This window comes from Streptomyces sp. NPDC048416 (genome assembly GCF_043200435.1).
In the GTDB taxonomy this organism is placed as follows: Bacteria; Actinomycetota; Actinomycetes; order Streptomycetales; family Streptomycetaceae; genus Streptomyces.
In genome coordinates this window covers 435,281-456,112 of the sequence record NZ_JBICXU010000001.1, presented here as the reverse complement: position 1 = coordinate 456,112, position 20,832 = coordinate 435,281, and the positions used below count along the sequence as shown (strand labels likewise).

17 protein-coding genes are annotated in these 20,832 nt (G+C 71.5%); 2 read left to right on the top strand and 15 right to left on the bottom strand.

The features are described from left to right. Positions 1-34 precede the first annotated feature (34 nt). The 12 genes from ACGFW5_RS02055 to ACGFW5_RS02000 all read right to left on the bottom strand — a co-directional run bounded on the left by ACGFW5_RS02055 (position 35) and on the right by ACGFW5_RS02000 (position 15,342). Entirely contained in the window at positions 35-1,846 is a 1,812-nt protein-coding gene (locus ACGFW5_RS02055) for an IucA/IucC family protein (RefSeq protein WP_393832199.1), read from the bottom strand. After that, the gene (locus ACGFW5_RS02050; protein WP_393832198.1) at positions 1,843-2,415 is read right to left on the bottom strand and encodes a GNAT family N-acetyltransferase; all 573 of its coding nucleotides are present in this window, start codon (positions 2,413-2,415) and stop codon (positions 1,843-1,845) included. Before ACGFW5_RS02050 ends, ACGFW5_RS02055 begins: the two co-directional genes overlap by 4 nt. Next, complete coding sequence (locus ACGFW5_RS02045; RefSeq protein ID WP_393832197.1) at positions 2,412-3,707, bottom strand: lysine N(6)-hydroxylase/L-ornithine N(5)-oxygenase family protein; 1,296 nt, start codon at positions 3,705-3,707, stop codon at positions 2,412-2,414. The genes ACGFW5_RS02050 and ACGFW5_RS02045 overlap by 4 nt, the downstream gene beginning before the upstream one ends. Beyond that, a complete protein-coding gene (locus tag ACGFW5_RS02040) occupies positions 3,691-5,139 on the bottom strand; it encodes a pyridoxal phosphate-dependent decarboxylase family protein (RefSeq protein WP_393832196.1) in 1,449 nt (482 codons plus the stop codon). The genes ACGFW5_RS02045 and ACGFW5_RS02040 overlap by 17 nt, the downstream gene beginning before the upstream one ends. A 917-nt stretch (positions 5,140-6,056) precedes the next feature. Continuing rightward, positions 6,057-6,896 (bottom strand): siderophore-interacting protein, encoded by an 840-nt coding sequence (locus ACGFW5_RS02035; RefSeq protein ID WP_393832195.1) that lies wholly within the window; start codon positions 6,894-6,896, stop codon positions 6,057-6,059. A 2-nt stretch (positions 6,897-6,898) separates the two neighbouring features. Next, positions 6,899-7,933, bottom strand: a complete 1,035-nt coding sequence (locus ACGFW5_RS02030; protein WP_393832194.1) for an ABC transporter substrate-binding protein — start codon at positions 7,931-7,933, stop codon at positions 6,899-6,901. A gap of 138 nt (positions 7,934-8,071) precedes the next feature. Further along, on the bottom strand, positions 8,072-8,719 hold the full coding sequence (locus ACGFW5_RS02025) for a GNAT family N-acetyltransferase (RefSeq protein WP_393832193.1): 648 nt from the start codon (positions 8,717-8,719) through the stop codon (positions 8,072-8,074). Between the two features lie 214 nt (positions 8,720-8,933). Further along, complete coding sequence (locus ACGFW5_RS02020) at positions 8,934-9,128, bottom strand: hypothetical protein (protein ID WP_393832192.1); 195 nt, start codon at positions 9,126-9,128, stop codon at positions 8,934-8,936. Positions 9,129-9,568: 440 nt separating this feature from the next. Further along, on the bottom strand, positions 9,569-10,729 hold the full coding sequence (locus ACGFW5_RS02015) for an acyl-CoA dehydrogenase family protein (protein WP_393832191.1): 1,161 nt from the start codon (positions 10,727-10,729) through the stop codon (positions 9,569-9,571). Between the two features lie 2 nt (positions 10,730-10,731). Continuing rightward, on the bottom strand, positions 10,732-11,670 hold the full coding sequence (locus ACGFW5_RS02010; RefSeq protein ID WP_393832190.1) for a hydroxymethylglutaryl-CoA lyase: 939 nt from the start codon (positions 11,668-11,670) through the stop codon (positions 10,732-10,734). Next, positions 11,667-13,646 carry a biotin carboxylase N-terminal domain-containing protein gene (locus tag ACGFW5_RS02005; protein ID WP_393832189.1) on the bottom strand — a complete coding sequence of 660 codons (1,980 nt, stop codon included), beginning with the start codon at positions 13,644-13,646 and terminating at the stop codon, positions 11,667-11,669. The genes ACGFW5_RS02010 and ACGFW5_RS02005 overlap by 4 nt, the downstream gene beginning before the upstream one ends. A 58-nt stretch (positions 13,647-13,704) precedes the next feature. Beyond that, positions 13,705-15,342: a carboxyl transferase domain-containing protein gene (locus ACGFW5_RS02000; protein WP_393832188.1), complete on the bottom strand. Its 1,638-nt coding sequence runs from the start codon at positions 15,340-15,342 to the stop codon at positions 13,705-13,707. A gap of 110 nt (positions 15,343-15,452) precedes the next feature. On the opposite strand from ACGFW5_RS02000, the gene ACGFW5_RS01995 reads away from it, so the two are divergent. Together ACGFW5_RS01995 and ACGFW5_RS01990 are read left to right on the top strand one after the other, a co-directional pair. Then, complete coding sequence (locus ACGFW5_RS01995; protein ID WP_393832187.1) at positions 15,453-16,049, top strand: TetR/AcrR family transcriptional regulator; 597 nt, start codon at positions 15,453-15,455, stop codon at positions 16,047-16,049. Between the two features lie 92 nt (positions 16,050-16,141). Continuing rightward, positions 16,142-16,912, top strand: coding sequence for a phosphatase (locus ACGFW5_RS01990; protein WP_393832186.1), 771 nt, complete (start codon positions 16,142-16,144; stop codon positions 16,910-16,912). 699 nt (positions 16,913-17,611) lie between these two features. Here the strand turns inward: ACGFW5_RS01990 and ACGFW5_RS01985 are convergent. The 3 genes from ACGFW5_RS01985 to ACGFW5_RS01975 are packed head-to-tail and all read right to left on the bottom strand — an operon-like array spanning position 17,612 to position 20,726. Beyond that, positions 17,612-18,634, bottom strand: coding sequence for a cation diffusion facilitator family transporter (locus ACGFW5_RS01985; protein WP_393832185.1), 1,023 nt, complete (start codon positions 18,632-18,634; stop codon positions 17,612-17,614). A 37-nt stretch (positions 18,635-18,671) separates the two neighbouring features. Then, positions 18,672-19,544 carry an acyl-CoA thioesterase II gene (gene tesB, locus ACGFW5_RS01980; protein WP_393832184.1) on the bottom strand — a complete coding sequence of 291 codons (873 nt, stop codon included), beginning with the start codon at positions 19,542-19,544 and terminating at the stop codon, positions 18,672-18,674. A 24-nt stretch (positions 19,545-19,568) separates the two neighbouring features. Continuing rightward, complete coding sequence (locus tag ACGFW5_RS01975; RefSeq protein WP_267053096.1) at positions 19,569-20,726, bottom strand: acyl-CoA dehydrogenase family protein; 1,158 nt, start codon at positions 20,724-20,726, stop codon at positions 19,569-19,571. Between the last annotated feature and the right edge of the window lie 106 nt (positions 20,727-20,832).

Sequence of the window (20,832 nt, the reverse complement as noted above, 5' to 3'; positions counted from 1 at the left end):
CGCGCGCGGGAGCCGCGCCCCCCACCGTCGGCCCTCAGGCGGCGATCGGGTTCCGCAGGGTGCCGGCCAGCTGGAGGGCGCCCGCCGGGTCGGCCAGGTCCACCATCTGCTTGTTGTCGCGCAGCTGGAGCCGGTTCAGGCAGGACAGCGCGAAGTCGGGGGCGAACAGGTCGTACTGCTTGAAGCGGTCGGCCAGTTCGGGCTTGGACTCCTGATAGGCCCGCACACACGCGGCGACCGTCTCCCAGAACGCCGCCTCCTCCAGCACGCCCTCGGTGACGAGGCTCGCGTTCAGGAAGCGGAAGAAGCAGTCGAAGACGTCCGTGAAGACGGAGAGCAGCTTCATGTCGTCGGGCACGTCCGCCCGGATCCGCTCCACCGCGGGCGGCAGCACCGCGTGCGGGTCCATCACCGCGATCTCCTCGGCGATGTCCTTGAAGACGGCCCGTACGACGGTGCCGTCCTCGGCGAGCACCAGGATCACGTTTTCGCCGTGCGGCATGAAGACCAGGTCGTAGGCGTAGAAGGAGTGCAGCACCGGGACCAGGTAGGCGTCCAGATAGCCGCGCAGCCACCGCGCCGGAGCGAGACCGGACTCGGCGATGAGGGCGCCCGCGAACGAGGAACCCTCGTGGTCGGTGTGCAGCAGCGAGGCCATCGTGGCCAGGCGTTCGCCGGGTTCGAGGGAGGGCACCGGGCTCTCGCGCCACAGCGCGGCCAGCATCTTGCGGTACGGCGAATGACGGTCGGTGGCCCGCTCGTACTGCTCGTGGCGGTAACCGATCGCGGCGCGCTCGCGGATGATCGAGAACCGGGCGGCGCGGAACGTCTCGTCGGCGGCGATCACCCCGGCGAGCCAGTCGTTGATGGCGGGCGTCGCCTCCATGTACGCGGCCGAAAGCCCCCGCATGAAGCCCATGTTGAGGACCGAGAGCGCCGTCTTGACGTAGTGCTTGGCCGGGTCGCTGGTGTTGAAGAACGTACGGATCGACTGCTGGGCGAGGTAGTCGTCGTCGCCCTCGCCGAGCAGCACGAGGCGTTCCTGGGCGATCTCCGCGGCGAAGGTCACCGACAGCTTGTTCCACCACTGCCAGGGGTGCACCGGCAGGAGCAGGAAGTCGTCCAGGTCCAGGCCGCGCTCCGTCAGCGTCGCGGCGAACCGGTCGATTGTCCTTGAGCCGAGTTCGGAGCGCATCAGGCTCTCGTGGTCGAGCCCGGCGCCCGCGGTGAACGTGGCGCGGTCGCGGCGGGCCGCGAGCCAGATCAGCCGGACCGGGCTCGCGGTCTCCGGGGCGTACGCCAGATACTCGTGGGCGCCGAACCCGAGGCGCCCGTTGTTGGCGACGAAGCAGGGGTGGCCCTCGGTCATGCCGGTCTCGATGGCCTGGAAACCGGCGCGGGCGAGCTCGGCGGAGGTGACGGGTTCCTTGGTGAGTTTGTACGCCGTGCCCGCAAGGGTCGAGGAGATTTCCTCCAGGTACACCGGCAGGATGGCGTCGCTCAGGCCGAGCGAGCCGCGCAGATCGAGGAAGAAGTCGAGGGCATCGAGCGGGAGTTGGCCCGTCTCGCCGTGCCGGGATATCGACTCGGGGAACACCTGCCAGTGGTCGAGGGAGAGCCGGGAGGCGGTGAAGCGGTACTCGACGGGGCCCTCGTCGGCGCGGACACGAAAGGCCCTCTCCCCGGGCCTGACGGAGCCGGGAGCCGGCGGGAGGCCGTCGCCCAGCGGCTCGGGGATCAGCAGGCGCTCGTGCGCGAACTCGGCGAGCGCCTTGCGGATCAGAAGCCGGTTGGCCTCGGCCCAGAGGCCGGGGGTGAGGTGGGGGAGCGTGGTGTCGGTGCTCATCGGGCTGCCGCCTCTCCGGCTCGGGCCGTACGGAACTGCTCTCGGGTGCAGAAGGACAGCAGGGCGTCCTTCTCCGGTTTGGTGATCCGCCCGGCGACCTCGAAACCGACGGCCGCGTTCAGGGCGTGCACCGCGGTGTTGCCGACATCGGGCTCGACGACGACCCGCTCGGTGGCCGCGTCGGCGAACAGCTCCGCCATCACGGCGGTGATGACGGCCCGGGTGAATCCGTGCACCGGGGTGTCGGTGGGCGCGACCAGGAAGTGCATGCCCACATCGCCGGGCCGCGCCTCGTACAGGCCGACGAGCTCGACGTGCGCCGGGTCGTAGCGCTCCATGAGGAAGGCGGGCTCGCCGTCGTGCAGGCCGATGAAGGCGTGGTGGTGCGGGTGGGCGGCGATCGCCATGTACTCGCGCTCGACGTCCTGGAGCCTGGCATCCCCCATCAGCCAGAACGCGGCCTTGGGGTGCGTCACCCAGGAGTGCACGAGCTCGGCGTCCCGCGTGGGATCGAGCGGCCGGAAGGTGAAGGAACCGGCCGTGGGGGAGCCGGCGGCGGGGGTGTTCATACGGCGAACTCCTGGAAGGCGATGGACTTCTCGACCGGGTAGTGGGCACGGCCGAGCAGCTCGCCGATGATGTACGCGTTGCGGTAGGCGCCCATGCCGAGGTCGGGCGAGGTGATCGAGTGGGTGTGCACCCCGGCGTTCTGGAGGAAGACGCCGCGCCCCGTGGTGTCGATGGAGTAGTTGCGGGCCACGTCGAAGCGCCCCCGGCCGTCCCGGCGCAGCCGCTCGGCGACGGGCGCGAGGAAAGCGGGCTCGGCGTACTGGTAGCCGGTGGCGAGCACCAGGCCCTGGGTGCTGAGGGTGTAGTCCTTCGCCTGCTCCTCCTGGCGCAGCCCGAGCGTGTACGTGCCCGATGTCGTGTCGTAACTGGCGGCGGTGAGCGCGGAGTTGGCGAGGAGACGGGTCGGAACGGGCCCCTTGATGTTCTTCTGGTACAGCAGGTCGAAGATGGCGTCGATCAGCTGCGAGTCGATGCCCTTGAAGAGGCCCTTCTGCGCCGATTCGAGCCGGTAGCGGGTGGCCTCGGGCAGGGCGTGGAAGTAGTCGATGTACTCCGGCGACGTCATCTCAAGGGTGAGTTTGGTGTATTCGAGCGGGAAGAACCGGGGCGAGCGTGTCACCCAGTTCAGCCGGTAGCCGTGGACGTCGATCTCGGAGAGCAGGTCGTAGTAGATCTCGGCGGCGGACTGGCCCGAGCCGATGACGGTGATCGACTCCTTCTTCTGGAGTGCTTCTCTGTGCTCCAGGTAGCGGGAGTTGTGCAGCAGGTCTCCGCCGAGGTCCCGGCAGGGCTCGGGAAGGTGCGGCGGGGTGCCGGTGCCGAGCACGAGCCGGCGGGCGCGGAAGGAGTCGCCGGCCGCGGTGGCCACGGCGTACGTCTGGCTCGTCTCGTCGTACGTCACCGAGGTGACGGTCTGGTCGAAGCGGACGGAGCTCAGCTTTCCGGCGGCCCAGCGGCAGTAGTCGTTGTACTCGGTGCGCAGCGGATAGAAGTTCTCGCGGATGTAGAACGAGTACAACCGGCCCGATTCCTTCAGGTAGTTGAGGAAGGAGTACGGCGACGTGGGGTCGGCGAGGGTGACGAGATCGGACAGGAAGGGCGTCTGGAGGTGGGCGCCTTCGAGGAACATCCCGGAGTGCCACTCGAAGCCGGGCTTGGTTTCGAGGAAGAGGCCGTTCAGCTCCTCGATGGGCTCGGCGAGACAGGCGAGCCCGAGGTTGAAGGGGCCGAGCCCGATCCCGATGAAGTCGTACGCCTCGGACGTGCCGGGGGCTTCAGGACGCGTGGACAAGGTTCTCTCCCAGGTACTGCTCGGCGTGGCCGGCGATCAGGTCGAGCACGGCGGCGATGTCGTCGACGCTCGTCTCGGGGTTGAGCAGGGTGAATTTCAGGTACTGGCGGCCGCCGGACGTGGTCCCGGCGACGACGGCCTCGCCGGATGCGAAGAGCGCCTTGCGGGCGTGGAGGTTGGCGCGGTCGATCTCGGCGGCCGAGGTGGCGGCGGCGGGGACGTAGCGGAAGACGAGGGTGGAGAGCGTGGGCGCCACGACGACGTCGTACCGCGGGTCCGCGGCCAGCAACTGCCATCCTGCGACGGCCAGTTCACACACCTCGTCGAAGAGCGAGCCGATGCCGTCGGCGCCCATGGTGCGCAGGGTCATCCACAGTTTCAGGGCGTCGAAACGGCGGGTGGTCTGGAGCGACTTGTCCACCTGGTTGGGGATGCGCTCCTCGGCGGCGCGGCGCGGGTTGAGGTAGTCGGCGTGGTACGTGGCGTGCCGCAGCGTGCTCGCGTCACGGACCAGCACCGCGCTCGAACTCACCGGCTGGAAGAAGGACTTGTGGTAGTCCACGGTGACGGAGTCGGCCCGCTCGATGCCGTCGAGCAGGGCGCGGCGGGCCGGGGTGGGCGAAGCGAGCAGGCCGCATCCGTAGGCGGCGTCCACATGCATCCACGCGCCGTACCGGTCGCAGAGTTCGGCGATGCCGGGCAGCGGGTCGATGGAGCCGAAGTCGGTGGTCCCGGCGGTGGCGACGACGGCCATGGGGACGTTGCCCTCGTCGACGCAGCGCTCAAGGGCGCGGGCGAGTGCCACGGTCTGCATGCGCTTGGCGTGATCGGTGGGAATCGAGACGACCGAGTCCCGTCCCATGCCGAGGAGTTGGGCGGACTTCTGCACGCTGAAGTGGCTGCACTCGGAGGCGAAGACGCGCAGCTTCGCGAGGTCGTTCGTCTTGGCCTCCTCGCGGGCGAGCAGCAGCGACTGGAGGTTGGACTGGGTGCCGCCGCTGGTGAACACCCCGTCGGCGGCGGGCCCGAGCCCGATGCGGGCGGCCGTCCAGTCGATGAGCCGCCGCTCGATGAGGGTGCCGCCGGCGCTCTGGTCCCAGGTGTCGAGGGAGGAGTTGACCGCGGAGAGCACCGCCTCGCCGAGCACGGCGGGGATGACGACCGGGCAGTTGAGGTGCCCGAGGTAGCGGGGGTGGTGGAAGTAGACGGCGTCGCGGAGGTAGACGTCCTCCAGCTCGTCGAGCACGGCGGAGGCGTCGCCGAGGGGGCGGTCGAGGTCGATGCCGTCGATGAGCGGGGCGAGATCGTCGACTCCGGCACCGGTGAACGGCCGCCGCGTCGTGGCGAGTTTGCGCGCCACCCGCTCGACTCCTTCGGTCACGGAGCGGCGGTAGTGCTCCGCGGTCGTGTCGTTGAGCAGATGCGAACGCATGTGTCCTCCCGGGTCGGGGGAGCGGGGCCCTCCGGGCAGGAAGGGGGGTCGAGGGCCGCGAGCTCCAACTTAGGTTAGCCTAACCTAAATTCTCTCTCCCATGTGGGGGTGCCGCCCACGCCGAGGTTCTGCGCAGTTCCCCGCGTTCCTGGGGGGCCGGTTTTGGGGTGCGGCCGCGGTCGCCTCGGCCGCGGGCCGTGGTCGCTTTTTGCGCAGTTCCCCGCGCCCCTTGCGGGCCGGCTTTCGGGCGCGGGCCGTGGTCGTTTTTTGCGCAGTTCCCCGCGCCCCTAAGCCCGTTGTCGTCCGCGGGTCGTGGACGGTGTTCGCGCGGTTCCTCGCGCCCCTGGACCCGTTGTCGTCCGCGGGCCGTGGACGGTGCTCGCGCAGTTCCTCGCGTCCCTGAACCCCGTTGTTCGCTGCGGACCGTGGGGGCTGGTCGCGCGGTTCCTCGCGCCCCTAAACCCGTCGTCGCCTGCGGGTCGTGGACGGTGTTCGCGCGGTTCCTCGCGCCCCTATACCCGTTGTCGTCCGCGGGCCGTGGACGGTGTTCGCGCGGTTCCTCGCGCCCCTATACCCGTTGTCGTCCGCGGGTCGTGGACGGTGTTGGCGCGGTTCCTCGCGTCCCTGGCGGCGCTGGTGCAGGAACCGTGCTGGGTTGCTCGGGCATCTTCAGCCTGTCCGGCGATTGAGGACGAGCGCCGTTCAGGCGCGAACCGGGGGTGCAGGGGGCGGAGCCCCCGCATGGGGTCTGGGGCGGAGCCCCAGGGGTCGGCTCATTCCATGCGCTGTACGGGCGGGTGGGTGGGCAAACCCCCGAGGTCTGGGGCGCAGCCCCAGGGAGCCGCACTCTCAAGTAGCCGCACGGGATGGGGGTCCCCCCTGCTCCTTAAGAGCTTGGGGGAGGGTGGGAAAACACCCTACGACGCCGCCCGGAGCTCGTCCTCCGTACGCCCCCGCCGCCAATACCCCACAAACGTGACCCGCCCCCGATCAACCCCCCGCTCCTCCACGAAGTGCCGCCGCAGGGACCGCACTTGGCCCGCCTCCCCGGCGATCCACACGTACGGGGAAACGCCCGGCAGCGCCCCGGCCCGGACGGAGTCCAGCGCGGACGGCCCCGTCAGCCACGTCACCTCCGCCGCGGCCTCCGTCGGCAACGGAAGCCGGTCCTCGTCGTGCGGGACGGAGAGGAAGACCCGCGCCGGAGTCCCGGGCGGCAGCCATTCCAGGATCGCCGCCGCCGCGGGCAGCGCGGTCTCGTCGGCGCAGATGACCACGGAGTCGGTACCGCCCGGCGGCCGGAAGCGTACGGCCGTGTTGTCCGCGACCGCCGGCCCCAGCACCACGACCCGGTCGCCGGGCCGGGCCGAGCCCGCCCAGCGGCAGGCCGGACCGCCGTCGTCGTGCAGCGCGAAGTCGATGTCGATCTCCCCGGGACCGCCCGCCGGATCGCGGCGCTGGGCGCGGACCGTGTACGAGCGCATGATGGCGCGTTCGGCGTCGGGCAGCGCACGGTAGGCGTTCCACCAGCCGGCCGCGTGGTCGGCGGGCGGCAGTACGGGTGCCGCCTGGCCGGGGTGGGGCAGGAAGAGGGACAGGCTCTGGTCGCGTCCCCCGGCGGCGAACGACGACAGGTCCTCGTCGCCGAAGCCGCCGAAGGTGACCCGCGTCAGCGACGGGCCGAGCCGCCGGGCCCGTATCACGCGCAGATCGAAGAGGCGGAAGGGGGCGGTGGCGGTCTCGGCCGGTGCGGGCATGGTCAGGCGACCTTCTTCGCGTTCTCGATGGCCTGGGCGAGCGCGTCGACGATGGGGGCGACGCGTGCGTAGGAGTAGATCGGTTCGGTCAGGCGCGGCACGATCTGCTTGGCCTTGACGGCGGGCAGCTGCGCCCAGGTCGGCTTGTTGCCGAGGTCGCCGGGCTGAAGGGTGCCGGTGCGGTTGTCCATGAGGATCAGGTCGGCCGGGTACTTGCCGACGTTCTCCCAGCTGAGCGATTCGAAGAAGCCCTGCGAGTCGACCTTCGGGGTGACGAACTGGACGCCCAGCTCCTGGAAGTACCGGGTGTCACAGCTCCGCTTGGCCTCGGACACGTAGAACAGGTCGGGGCTCGCGGAGCCGAGCAGCACCCGGATCCCGGGGTTGGCCTTGGCGGCGGCGCGCAGCCGGGCGGAGGCCTTCTCGAAGGCGGCCTTGGCGTCGGTGACCTTCTTCGCGTTCAGGTCCGCGCCGAGGGACTTGGCGAGGTCCGCGCGGCGCTGGAGCGCGGCGGGCATGCTCTGGTCGGCGGCCCACAGCGCGACGCTGGGCGCCAGCTTGAGGATCTTGTCCTTGCTGTTGTCGGGCACGTACCAGAGGACGTCCTTCTGCCACATGTCCGTGATCAGCACGTCGGGCTGGAGGGCGGCGTACTTCTCGACGCTGAACTCGCCGTACACATTGCCGATGATCTCGACCTTGCTGATGTCGAGGCCGCCGGCCTGCACATCGGGCTTGCCGTCCTTGGTCTTGGTGGGCCCGAAGACGCCCTTGACCTGGATGCCGTAATCGAAGAGGGCGGCCGCGGTGCCGGTGTAGGCGACGATGTTCTTCGGCAGCGCCTTGGTCTTCGCGGTCTGGCCTCGGTCGTCCGTGAACGACCAGGGACCCGAAGCCCCGGTGGCCTTGGTGCCGTCCGCCGTCCCGCTCTTCTTGTCACCGCCGCCGCAGGCGGTCAGCGCGGCACCGATGCCGATCGCTCCGCCCATGGCCAGCAGGCCGCGACGGGTGGGCAGGGATGCTCGGGCGTGGGGCATGACGGTGTCCGCTTTCGTACGTACGACGAGCCGGGGATCGGCCACTGACTGACGCGAACAAAGGTTAGCCTAACCTCATTCGCTGTCCAGTGGTGCCGGCCCCCGGGCCATCCCCGGGCCGTCCCCGGCCATCCCGCGTCATACGTCGAACATGTCCCGGCACTCCTCAAGCCCCTCGACGCGTACGTCGACGGTGCGATGGCGTTCCCAGTCCGCCCGGTCCAGGCGCAGCCGCTGAAGCGTGACCGGCCGGTCCCGTACGGCGGCGCTCTGGATGCCGTCCGGCCGGTAGCCGAGGCGGCGCGAGACGCCGAGCGAGCGCGGGTTGTCACTCATCGCGGCCGAGACCGCGCCCCGGGCGCCGAGCCCGGCGAACGCCAAGTGCAGGGCGGCGGCCCGCATTTCGGTGCCGATGCCGCGGCCCTGGTGGGCGAGACCGAGCCAGGAGCCCGTCTCCACCTCGCGGACCACCGCGAAATCGGACGCGGACATGTCCTGACGGCCGACCACGATGCCCTCGTGCAGCACGGCGAGGCTCAGCGTCCAGGCGGCCGGCGACCACGTGGCGATCGTGCTGAGGACGTGCTGCCAGACCGAACGGCCGCGCCCGGCGGGAGAGCCCTCGGTCCACGGCACGGTGAACGGCATCCGGTCCGGGGCGTGCACCCCCTCCGCCGCCACCTGGGCAAGGTCCGCGAGCAACGCCTGGTCGGGCAGGCGCAGTTCGAGGCGGGGGGTGTGGATGCGCAGGGCGTAGGGGGGCCACCAGGCCGAGGGCGGTTCCATGGACCGACTGTGCCGGGCGCGGTTGGTGCCTGTCGAACGAATTGCCCGTGCGGGAACCGGTCGACGCACCGGACTTCGGCTCGGCCGCGGACCGTGGTCGCTCCTCGCGCAGTTCCCCGCGCCCCTGGCGGCGCTGGTGCCGGGCCGGGTGGGCGTCCTTGGGCCGCTGACCGCTCGATGCCGTCCGGCGTGGGCAACCTCGGCCCCTGTCCGGCTATCCCAGCAGCGGTACCTGCCGGCGCAGCGGGGCGTACGTGAAGCGCACCTTGTGCGACGCGCTCGGCTCGTACGTGCGCAGGCACAGGCCGCAATGCCAGTGCCAGCGGTCGGCGGCGCCCGGCGCCGTGGACGAGGTGTCCTTCCACAGCGGTGGGCGGTTCGCACAACTGGGGCAGGTCGGGGGATTCACCCTGACAGGGTGCGGCCCCGGACCCCCGGCCCGGTGCCGACGCGAGCGCGTACCACCCCATCGGGGGACCTGCGTGCCCTCCAGCCGCAGGCGCCGCGAGCCCTCGCACCGCGAGCGCCGCCCGGCCCCGACGTCACCAGAGTCAGGCGGCCCCCCCCAAGCCGCAGGGGTTAGGCGCCCCCCAAGCCGCAAGGTCAGACGCTCCTCCCAAGCCGCAGGCTCAGGCGGCCTCCGGGCACCGTGGCCCCCCGGACACCAGAGTCAGGCGCCCCCCGAACCGCAAGGGTCAGGCCCCCGAATCGCAAGGTCAGCCGACCCGCGGACACCGTGGCCCCCGGACACCCGAGTCAGGCCCCCCCTGCGCCGCAAGGTCAGGCGCCCCCGGACACCAGAGTCAGGCCCCCCAAGCCGCAAGGGTCAGGCCCCCCGAACCGCAAGGGTCAGGCCGGCAGCCCCAGTTCGCGGGCGATCAGCATGCGCTGCACCTCGCTCGTGCCCTCGCCGATCTCCAGGATCTTGGAGTCGCGCCACATGCGGGCCACCGGATACTCGTTCATGAAGCCGTAGCCGCCGAAGATCTGCGTGCCCTCACGGGCGTTGTCGACCGCCACCGTCGAGGAGTACAGCTTCGCGAGCGCGGCCTCCTTCTTGAACGGCTCGCCGTGCACCAGGCGGGACGCCGCGTCGCGCCAGCCCACCCGCGCCATGTGCGCCCGCAGCTCCATGTCGGCGATCTTGAACTGGATCGCCTGGTTGTCGCCGATCGGCCGGCCGAAGGCGTGCCGTTCCTTCGCGTACTTCACCGACTCGTCCACACAGCCCTGCGCAAGGCCCGTCGCGAGCGCGGAGATCGCGATGCGGCCCTCGTCCAGGATGCGCAGGAACTGGGCGTACCCACGGCCCTCTTCGCCCAGCAGGTTCGCCACCGGCACGCGGACGTCGGAGAAGGACAGCTCCCGCGTGTCCGACGCGTTCCAGCCGACCTTGGAGTACGGCGCCGCGACCGTGAAGCCCGGCGTACCGGACGGCACGATGATCGAGGAGATCAGCGGACGGCCGTCGTCCTTGCGGCCGGTGACCGCGGTGACGGTGACCAGACCCGTGATGTCCGTACCGGAGTTGGTGATGAAGCACTTCGAGCCGTTGATGACCCACTCGTCGCCGTCGCGCACCGCGGTGGTGCGGGTGCCGCCCGCGTCCGAACCGCAGTCGGGCTCGGTCAGGCCGAACGCGCCCAGCATCTCGCCCGAGCACAGCCTCGGCAGCCACTCGCGCTTCTGCTCCTCCGTGCCGAAGCGGAAGACCGGCATCGCGCCCAGCGAGACGCCCGCCTCCAGGGTGATCGCCACCGAGGAGTCGACGCGGGCCAGCTCCTCAAGGGCGATGCCCAGCGCGAGGTAGTCGCCGCCCATGCCCCCGTACTCCTCGGGGAAGGGCAGCCCGAACAGGCCCATGCGGCCCATCTCCCGGACGATCTCGTACGGGAACTCGTGGCGCTCGTAGAAGTCGCCGATCTTGGGCGCGACGACGTCGTGGGCGAACTCCTCGACGGTGCGGCGGAGCTCTTCGTGCTCGGGGGTGAGACGGTGGTCGAGGGGCATGGTCACGACTCCTGGTGGGAGAGGGCACGTACGGTGCGGGAGGGGCTGGGGCGGCCCAGCCGGCCGGCCATCCACACGCTGGTGGCGGTGAGTTGGCCGAGGTCGACCCCGGTGTCGACACCGAGGCCCTTGAGCATCCACACGAGGTCTTCGGTGGCGAGGTTTCCGGTCGCGGACTTCGCGTACGGGCAGCCGCCGAGGCCGCCCGCCGACGCGTCCACGGTGCTCACTCCGTGCTGGAGCGCGGCGAGGGTGTTGGCGAGCGCCTGACCGTAGGTGTCGTGGAAGTGCACCCCGATGGTGTCGGTGGCGACCGCCTGTTCGCCGAGCCCGGTGAGCAGCGCCCCCACATGGGCGGGGGTGGCCACCCCGATGGTGTCGCCGAGGCTCAGCTCGTCGCAGCCGAGGTCCATGAGGGCCTTGGCGACCCGCACCACCTGGGGCACCGGCACCGCGCCTTCCCAGGGGTCGCCGAAACACATCGACAGGTAGCCCCGCACATGCGCGCCCGCCGCCTTGGCGCGGGCCACGACGGGCTCGAACATGGCAAGCGACTCGTCGACCGTGCGGTTCAGGTTGGCCTTGGCGAAGGACTCGGTGGCGCTGGCGAACACCGCGATGCGGCGGGCGCCGAGCGCGAGCGCCCGGTCAAGACCCCGCTCGTTCGGCACGAGGACGGGCAGTTCCACGCCCTCCAGGTCGCCCAGCATCGGGAACAGGGCTTCGGCGTCGGCGAGTTGGGGCACCCACTTGGGGTGCACGAAGCTCGTCGCCTCGATGGTGGTCAGCCCGGCCGCGGCCAGGCGGTGCACGAACTCGGCCTTGACCTCGGTCGGCACGACCGACTTCTCGTTCTGGAGTCCGTCGCGCGCCCCCACCTCGTGAATGCGGACCCGGGCCGGCAGGCCCTGCGCCGGTACGACCATGGGCAGGCCGGTCATGAGGTCTCCTCGGGGCTCTCCTGGGCGGCGGGGGTGACGACGGCCAGGACCTGGTCCATGGCCACGGTCGAGCCGGGCACGACGTCGAGCTCGGTGACCGTGCCCGCGTGCGGCGCGGAGATCACGTGCTCCATCTTCATCGCCTCGACCACCAACAGGCTCTGCCCGGCGTCCACCTGGTCGCCGACCGCCACCTTGACGACGGTGACCGTGCCCGGCATGGGCGCGGCCAGGGTGTCGGCCCCGGCGTGGCTGCGGCCGGACAGGGCGGCCTCGACGGCGTCGTGGTCGACGACCTGCCAGCTGTCGCCGTCCCGGCCCAGCCAGGCGCCGGCCCGGTGGAAGGTGTGGGTGACGCCGTCGAGCTCGACGGTGACCCGGTCGGCGGTGACCAGCGCCCCGGCGGGCGCGGTGTGAGTAACGGGCTCGGCTCCCGCGACGCGCAGCGGGAAGGCGAGCGGGGCGGGCTCGCCGCCCATGCGCCAGCCGCTCGGCACCGAGAACGGGTCGGTCCAGCCCTCGGCGGGCGCGGGCCTCAGCGCGTCGAACCGGACGGCGGCCGCCGCCGCGTACACCTCGTCGGGCACCCCCTCGGGGACGAGCGAATCCGCTTCGCGCTCGACGAGTCCGGTGTCCAACTCGCCTGACACCACCGCCGGGTGAGCCAGGAGGCGGCGCAGGAACCCGGCGTTGGTGGGCACCCCGAGCGTCACCGTGCCGGCGAGCGCGGCGCGCAGCTTGCGCAGCGCGGTCGCCCGGTCGGGCCCGTACACGATGACCTTGGACAGCATCGGGTCGTACAGGCTGCCGACCTCGGTGCCCTCGCTCAGGCCCGAGTCCGTACGCACTCCGTCGCCCTGCGGCTCGCGCAGCGCAAGGACCGTACCGCCGGACGGCAGGAACCCGCGCGAGGGGTCCTCTGCGCACAGGCGGGCCTCGATGGCGTGGCCGGTGAGGGTGATGTCCTTCTGCTCGTACGGCAGTTGCTCGCCGGCCGCGACGCGCAGCTGCCACTCCACCAGGTCGAAGCCGCCCCCGGCGGTAGCCGGATCGACGGATACGACGAGCTCGGTGACCGGGTGCTCGACCTGGAGGCGGGTGTTCATCTCCATGAAGTAGTACGAGGAGGGGTCGCTGCCCGGCACGATGAACTCGACCGTGCCCGCGCCCGAGTAGCCGCACGAGCGGGCCGCCTGGACGGCCGCCTCGCCCATCGCGGCACGGGTCTCCTCGTCGAGCAGGACGCTGGGCGCCTCCTCGATGATCTTCTGGTGGCGGCGCTGGAGCGAGCACTCGCGCTCGCCGAGGTGGATCACGTTGCCGTGGTTGTCGGCGAGGACCTGGATCTCGATATGGCGGGGCCGGTCGACCCACCGCTCGACGAGGAGCGTGTCGTCGCCGAAGGAGGCGCGGGCCTCCCGGCGGGCCGCCGCGATCTCGTCGCCGAGCAGCGCCTCGTCGCGGACCAGGCGCATGCCCTTGCCGCCGCCGCCCGCGCTCGGCTTGAGGAGCACCGGCATGCCGATCTCCCGCGCGGCGTCGGCCAGTTGGGCGTCGCTCAGGCCGCTGCCCGAGGAGCCGGGCACGACCGGGACGCCGGCCTTCTGCACGGTCTCCTTGGCGCGGATCTTGTCGCCCATGAGGGAGATCGCGCCGGCGGGCGGGCCGATGAAGACCAGGCCCGCGTCGGCGCAGGCCTGAGCGAACCCCGCGTTCTCCGCGAGGAAGCCGTAGCCCGGGTGGACGGCCTGGGCGCCGGTGCGCAGCGCCGCCTCGATGAGGCGGTCGGGGCGCAGATAGCTCTCGGAGGCGGCCGCGGGGCCGATCCGTACCGCCGTGTCCGCCTCGCGGACGTGGCGCGCCTCGGCGTCCGCGTCGCTGAAGACGGCGACCGAGCGGATGCCGAGCTGCCGCAGGGTGCGGATGACGCGGACCGCGATCTCGCCCCGGTTGGCGACGAGCACTGTCGTGAACATGGAAGCCCTCAACGTAGGAGTCGGCGGGGACGTCGTCGGGTCGGTTGGCATGACGGCGTCACATCCGGAAGACGCCGAAGGCGGGGTCGGCGAGCGGGGCGTTGGCGCAGGCGGTCAGGGCGAGGCCGAGCACCTGGCGGGTGTCGACCGGGTCGATCACGCCGTCGTCCCAGAGCCGGGCCGTCGCGTAGTAGGCGTTGCCCTGCGTCTCGTACTGCTCGCGGATGGGGGCCTTGAAGGCCTCCTCGTCCTCGGCGCTCCAGTCGTCGCCCAACTGGTCGCGCTTGACGGTGGCGAGGACCGAGGCGGCCTGCTCGCCGCCCATCACCGAGATCTTGGCGTTGGGCCACATCCACAGGAAGCGGGGGCTGTAGGCCCGGCCGCACATCGAGTAGTTGCCCGCGCCGTACGAACCGCCGACGACAACGGTCAGCTTCGGCACCCGCGTACAGGCGACGGCCGTGACCATTTTCGCGCCGTGCTTGGCGATGCCGCCCGCCTCGTAGTCCCGGCCGACCATGAAGCCCGAGATGTTCTGGAGGAACACCAGCGGGATGCCGCGCTGGTCGCACAGCTCGATGAAGTGGGCGCCCTTCTGGGCGGATTCGGAGAACAGGATGCCGTTGTTGGCGACGATGCCGACCGGGTGGCCGTGGATCCGCGCGAAGCCGGTGACGAGCGTCTGCCCGTACTCCGCCTTGAACTCCTGGAAGCGCGACCCGTCGACGACCCGGGCGATCACTTCCCTTACGTCGTAGGGGGTGCGCGAGTCGACCGGCACGGCGCCGTACAGACCGAACGGGTCGGCCTTCGGCTCCTCGGCCGGCTCGACCGGCCAGGGCAGCGGGCCGCGGCCGGGCAGCGTCGCCACGATGTTGCGGACGATCCGCAGCGCGTGCGCGTCGTCCTCGGCCAGGTGGTCGGTGACGCCGGAGACCCGCGAGTGGACCTCGCCGCCGCCCAGCTCCTCGGCCGTGACGACCTCGCCGGTCGCCGCCTTCACCAGCGGCGGGCCGCCGAGGAAGATGGTGCCCTGGTTGCGGACGATCACGGCCTCGTCGCTCATCGCGGGCACATACGCGCCGCCCGCCGTGCACGAACCGAGGACGGCGGCGATCTGCGGGATGCCGGCGCCGGACATCCGGGCCTGGTTGTAGAAGATCCGGCCGAAGTGCTCGCGGTCGGGGAAGACCTCGTCCTGCATCGGCAGGAACGCGCCGCCCGAGTCGACCAGGTAGAGGCACGGCAGCCGGTTCTCCAGGGCCACCTCCTGCGCGCGCAGGTGCTTCTTGACCGTCATCGGGTAGTACGTGCCGCCCTTGACCGTGGCGTCATTGGCGACGATCACGCACTCGCGGCCGCTCACCCGCCCGATCCCGGCGATCACGCCCGCGGCGGGCGCCTGCCCGCCGTACATCCCGTCGGCAGCCAGCGGGGCCAGTTCGAGGAACGGCGAGCCGGGGTCGAGCAGCGTGTCCACCCGGTCCCTCGGCAGCAGCTTGCCGCGCGCCACATGCCGGGTGCGGGACCGCTCACCTCCGCCGAGCCGGGCCGCGGCGAGCTTCGCCCGCAGCTCCTCGCCGAGCGCGTGGTGTGCCGCCTCGTTGACCCGCCAGGCCTCGGAGGCGGGACTTTCCCCCAAGGACTCCGTCCAGGGGGTACCCCCAGCACTCCTCAGGACCGTTGCCTGCTGCATCGTGTCGAGCCCCCTTGCCCGTACGCGGCGATGTCAACGGATGTTAATGACCGTTAACTCGTTTCGTTCAGGTTAACGAGCGCTAACCCCGTTGTCTAGAATGACTTCCCATGAGCACCCGTACCGACGCCCCCACCCGGCGTGAGCAGATCCTGCGCGAGGCCGCCCGCCTCTTCGCCGAGCGCGGCTTCCACGGCGTCGGCGTCGACGAGATAGGGGCCGCCGTCGGCATCAGCGGGCCCGGTCTGTACCGGCACTTCGCGGGCAAGGACGCGATGCTGGCCGAACTGCTCGTCGGCATCAGCGGGCGCCTGTACGACGGCGGCCGCAAGCGGGTCGCCGAGGCCGGGGGCGACCCCGAGCGGCTGCTCGGCTCGCTCATCGACGGGCACATCGACTTCGCCCTCGACGACCGGGCCCTGATCACCCTGCACGACCGCGAACTCGACCGGCTGCGCGACAGCGACCGCAAGCTGGTGCGCCAGCTCCAGCGGCAGTACGTCGAGCTGTGGGTCGGCGTCGTGCGCGAGCTGTACCCGCCGGTGCCTCAGGCGGAGGTGCGCGGGGCGGTGCACGCCGTGTTCGGGCTGCTCAACTCAACCCCCCACCTCGGCTCGTACGGCACCGGGCTGCCCGGCCGCGCGGCCACCGAGGCGTTGCTGCGCCGTCTGGCGCACGGCGCCTTCGCCGCCCTGGACGGGCACTGAAGGCGGCGGGCCGCGGGCGGTGGCTGCGGCGGGCGGCGTCCACCCGTGGGACGGCCGGGCCGTCGGCGGCGCGGGCGGGGCAGAATGGCCGCATGCCGATACCCAGCCGTGCCGCCCTCGTCGACCACCTAGTCCGCACCCGTATCGCCGGTGACGTCGCCACGCCCCGCGACAACAACCTCTCCCACTACCGCAAGCTCGCCAACGGCGACCGTCACTACTGGCTGGGTCTTGAGCTGGGTGACCGCTGGCGCGACGAGCAGGACGTGCTGGCCGTCATGGCCGAGCGGTGCGGTGTCGTCGACGACCCGGGGCACCGTGCCGGTCAGGACACCATCGACCCCGAGCTCACCGTGGACGGCCTTGAGCGGATGGCGGCGCGGCTGCGGAAGGCCGCGGCGGGGCGGGAGCGGGTGCTGTTCGCGACCGGGCACCCGGGCGCGCTCCTGGACGTGCACAGCAGGACCGCGGCGGCGCTGCGGGCGGCCGGGTGCGAGATCGTACGCATCCCGGGCGGGCTCACCGCCGACGAGGGGTACGTCGTGCAGTTCGCGGACGTCGCCGTCTTCGAGCGGGGTGCGTCGCTGTGGCACACCCACTCGCCCGAGCCCATGCGGGCGATCCTCGCGGCGCTGTCCACCCCGCCGGACCTCGTGGTCGCGGACCACGGGTGGGCCGGGTGTGCGGGGCAGCACGGGGTGGATGCGATGGGGTACGCGGACAGTAACGACCCCGCGCTGTTCCTTGCGGAGGCGGAGGGGACGCTCCAGGTGACCGTCCCTCTGGACGACCACGTGGTCGATCCGCGCTTCTATGAGCCGATGACGGCGTATCTGCTGGACGCGGCGGGCCTCTCGGCCTGAGGTTTGGGGCGCGTTTGCCGATCCCGGCAGCGCCCGGCTGTGCGGCTACTTGAGGGTGCGCCCTGGGGCTGCGCCCTGGACCCCGGGGGGTTTTCCCACCCACCCGCCCGTGCGGCTACTTGAGGGTGCGGCTCCCTGGGGCTCCGCCCCAGACCCCCTGCGGGGGCTCCGCCCCCTGCACCCCCGTTCGCGCCTGAACGGCGCTCGTCCTCAATCGCCGGACGGGCTGAAGATGCCCGTGCAGGCCCGCATCGAGTAGCCAGGGGCGCGGGGAACTGCGCGACCAGCCCCGCACGGCCCGCGGACGAAGTCGGGTTTCTGCCGCGGTGGCCGCGAGAGGCGATTCCGGGTGCCCTACAGGGGCGCGAGGAACTGCGCGACCAGCCCCGCACGGTCCGCGGACGAAGGGGGGTTTCAGGGGCGCGGGGAACTGCGCGGGAAGCGACCACGGCGGCCAGTCGAAAGCGGGGTTAGGGGCGCGGGGAACTGCGCGGGAAGCGACCACGGCCGACAGTCGAGATCGGGTTTCAGGGGCGCGGGGAACTGCGCGAGAAGCGACCACGGCGGGCAGCCGAAAGCGGGGTTAGGGGCGCGGGGAACGGCGCGGGAAGCGAGCACGGTCCGCAGCCGACCGGCCGGCCTTCAAAGGGGCGCGGGGAACTGCGCAAACGCAGGGGGCGTCCGACCCCGCAGGGGGGATCACGGGCCCGGGGTCGGGGGCGGAGCCCCGGGGGGTTGGGGTGGGGACGGGGTTGGGTCCAGGTAGACGCGGCGTACCGCGGGGAAGCGGGTGCGAAGGCGGGCCTCCGCCTCGTCACAGGCCCCCTCGACCTCCCCCGCCGTGGAAACATCCCGAAAGTCGATCTTCGCCGCGATCAGCAGCTCCTCCGGCCCCTGAATGAGCGTGGTCAGCTCAAGGACCGCCTCGATGTGCCGCACCCCGAGCAGCACCTCCCGCACCCCCGCCCGCATCTCCGGCGGCAGCGGACGCCCGATCAGGAGGCGCGCGTTGGAGCGGCCCAGCTCCCAGGCCACGTACACCAGGAGCAGCCCGATCAGGATGGACGCCGTGCCGTCCCAGACGCCCGAGCCCGTGAGCTGCCCGCCGAGCAGTCCGCCCGCCGCGAGCAGCAGGCCGGCCAGGGCCGCCGAGTCCTCCATCACCACCGCCTTGACCGCCGTGTCCGGGGTCAGACGGAAGTAGCGGCCCACGGGGGCGCCCAGCCGGGCCGCCTCAGCCTTCACCTGCCGCAGGCCCGTGCGCAGCGAGTACCCCTCCAGGCAGAAGGCGACGGCCAGCACGAGGTAGGAGACGAGCGGGTCGCCCAGTTCCTCGCCCGCCACCAGGGTGTGGACGCCGTCGTAGACCGAGAACACCGCGCCGCCGACGAACGTGGCGACCGCCGCGAACATCGCCCAGATGTAGCGCTCGGGCCCGTATCCGAGCGGGTGGTCCTCGTCGGCCGGCTTGTCGCTGCGTTTGAGGGAGGTGAGCAGGAGGAGTTCGGTGACCGTGTCGGCCAGCGAGTGCGCGGCCTCCGACAGCATCGCGCTCGAACCGCTGATCACCCCGGCCACGGCCTTCGCCAGTGCGATCCCGAGGTTGGCGGCCGCCGCGACGACGACCGTGACCGTGCTCTCGCCGCCGCCGCCCTCGTCCCGGTCGCCGCCACCACCACCCTCGTCACGGTCGCCGCCGCCGTTCCCGCCCGTTGTGCTCATACGGCGACGCTAGGGGGCAACGGTACGGAGCGCGACGTCAGCGCGGGATACGGACGACGCCCTCCTGGATGACGGTGATCGCGAGTCGCCCGTCCTGCGTGTAGATCCGCGCCTGCCCGAGGCCACGCCCGCCGGACGCCGAGGGCGACTCCTGGTCGTACAGGAGCCATTCGTCGGCGCGGAAGGGCCGGTGGAACCACATCGCGTGGTCGAGCGAGGCGCCGACCACGTCGCCGACCGCCCAGCCGCCCCGGCCGTGGGCCAGCAGCACCGAGTCGAGCAGCGTCATGTCGGACACGTACGTCGCCAGGCACACATGGAGGAGCGGGTCGTCGGCCAGTTTGCCGTTGGTGCGGAACCACACCTGCGAGCGCGGCTCGCGCGGCGTGCCCACGCTGCCCCACGGCGGCGCGTCCACATACCGCAGGTCGACGGCCGCGCGGGCCTCGATCAGACGGTCCACCACACCCGCGTCGCGGAACGCGGACGCATACCGCGGCAGCATGTCCGCGGCCGTCGGCAGCGACTCGGGGTCCGGCGCCTGCGGCATGCCGGCCTGGTGCTCCATGCCCTCCTCGTACGTCTGGAACGAGGCGGAGAGGTGGAAGATCGGCTGTCCGTGCTGGACGGCGACGACGCGGCGGGTCGTGAAGGAGGCGCCGTCGCGGATGCGGTCGACGCTGTAGACGATGGGCGCGCCCGGGTCGCCCGCCCGCAGGAAGTAGGCGTGCAGCGAGTGCGCCATCCGTTCGGCGGGGACGGTCCGGCCCGCGGCGACCAGCGCCTGGGCCGCGACCTGGCCGCCGAAGACGCGCGGCACGACCGCGGAGCGGGACCGGCCGCGGAAAATGTCCTCCTCGATCCGCTCCAGGTCGAGCAGATCGAGAAGGCTCTCAAGTGCCTGATGCATGAAGGTAGTTGTACCCGAGTGCTCTTACAGGCCCATGTTCTTGGCGATGATCGACTTCATGATCTCGCTGGTGCCGCCGTAGATCCGGTTCACGCGGTTGTCCGCGTACAGGCGGGCGATCGGGTACTCGTTCATGAAGCCGTAGCCGCCGTGCAGCTGGAGGCAGCGGTCGATGACGCGGTGCGCGACCTCGGTGCAGAACAGCTTCGCGGACGCGGCCTCGGCCGGCGTCAGCTCGCCCGCGTCCAGGGCTTCGAGGGCGCGGTCGGCGACCGCCTCGGCGGCGTCCACCTCGGCCTGGCAGGCGGCCAGCTCGAACTTGGTGTTCTGGAACGAGGCGACCGTCTTGCCGAAGACCGTGCGGTCCTGCACGTACTCCTTGGCGAACCGCACGGCCGCCTTGGCCTGGGCGTACGCGCCGAACGCGATGCCCCAGCGCTCGGACGCGAGGTTGTGGCCGAGGTAGTAGAACCCCTTGTTCTCCTCGCCCAGCAGGTCCTCGACGGGCACCTTCACGTCGACGAACGCGAGCTCGGCGGTGTCGGAGGTCTTCAGGCCGAGCTTGTCGAGCTTGCGGCCGACCGAGTAGCCCTCGGACTTGGTGTCCACCGCGAAGAGCGAGATGCCGTGGCGGCGGTCCTCGGCGGTGGGCGCGTCGGTGCGGGCGCAGACGATCACGCGGTCGGCGTGCACGCCGCCGGTGATGAACGTCTTCGCGCCGTTCAGGACGTAGTGCGAGCCGTCCTCGGAGAGCTTGGCGGTGGTCTTCATGCCCGCGAGGTCGGAGCCGGTGCCCGGCTCGGTCATCGCGAGAGCCCACATCTCCTCGCCGGTGACGAACTTCGGCAGGAAGCGCTTCTTCTGCTCGTCGGTGGCGAGCATCTTGATGTAGGGCAGGCCGAGCAGCACGTGCACACCGGAGCCGCCGAACTGGACGCCCGCGCGGGCCGTCTCCTCGTACATCACGGCCTCGAACTTGTACGAGTCGATGCCGGCGCCGCCGAACTCCTCGTCCACGCGGATGCCGAAGATGCCGAGGTCGGCCAGCTTGGAGTAGAACTCGCGCGGCACGATGCCCGCGGCGAACCACTCGTCGTAGGCGGGCACGACCTCGGCCTCGATGAAGGCGCGCAGGGTGTCCCGGAACGCCTCGTGGTCCTCGTCGAAAACGGTACGGCGCACGGACGCCCTCCTCGGGTGGCAGTTTGGCCGAGCATTGGCTAAGCGCTTGCTCAGGTTGAAATACGAAGTTACCCGGCAGTCACCGGCGCTGTCCAGAGTGAGCCTG

Bases quoted from the DNA above. Each gene is read 5' to 3' on its own strand.
- ACGFW5_RS02055 (WP_393832199.1), bottom strand. From the start codon at position 1,846: ATGAGCACCGACACCACGCTCCCCCACCTCACCCCCGGCCTCTGGGCC.
- ACGFW5_RS02050 (WP_393832198.1), bottom strand. From the start codon at position 2,415: ATGAACACCCCCGCCGCCGGCTCCCCCACGGCCGGTTCCTTCACCTTC.
- ACGFW5_RS02040 (WP_393832196.1), bottom strand. From the start codon at position 5,139: ATGCGTTCGCATCTGCTCAACGACACGACCGCGGAGCACTACCGCCGC.
- ACGFW5_RS02035 (WP_393832195.1), bottom strand. From the start codon at position 6,896: ATGCCCGCACCGGCCGAGACCGCCACCGCCCCCTTCCGCCTCTTCGAT.
- ACGFW5_RS02030 (WP_393832194.1), bottom strand. From the start codon at position 7,933: ATGCCCCACGCCCGAGCATCCCTGCCCACCCGTCGCGGCCTGCTGGCC.
- ACGFW5_RS02025 (WP_393832193.1), bottom strand. From the start codon at position 8,719: ATGGAACCGCCCTCGGCCTGGTGGCCCCCCTACGCCCTGCGCATCCAC.
- ACGFW5_RS02015 (WP_393832191.1), bottom strand. From the start codon at position 10,729: ATGCCCCTCGACCACCGTCTCACCCCCGAGCACGAAGAGCTCCGCCGC.
- ACGFW5_RS02010 (WP_393832190.1), bottom strand. From the start codon at position 11,670: ATGACCGGCCTGCCCATGGTCGTACCGGCGCAGGGCCTGCCGGCCCGG.
- ACGFW5_RS02005 (WP_393832189.1), bottom strand. From the start codon at position 13,646: ATGTTCACGACAGTGCTCGTCGCCAACCGGGGCGAGATCGCGGTCCGC.
- ACGFW5_RS02000 (WP_393832188.1), bottom strand. From the start codon at position 15,342: ATGCAGCAGGCAACGGTCCTGAGGAGTGCTGGGGGTACCCCCTGGACG.
- ACGFW5_RS01995 (WP_393832187.1), top strand. From the start codon at position 15,453: ATGAGCACCCGTACCGACGCCCCCACCCGGCGTGAGCAGATCCTGCGC.
- ACGFW5_RS01990 (WP_393832186.1), top strand. From the start codon at position 16,142: ATGCCGATACCCAGCCGTGCCGCCCTCGTCGACCACCTAGTCCGCACC.
- ACGFW5_RS01985 (WP_393832185.1), bottom strand. From the start codon at position 18,634: ATGAGCACAACGGGCGGGAACGGCGGCGGCGACCGTGACGAGGGTGGT.
- tesB (WP_393832184.1), bottom strand. From the start codon at position 19,544: ATGCATCAGGCACTTGAGAGCCTTCTCGATCTGCTCGACCTGGAGCGG.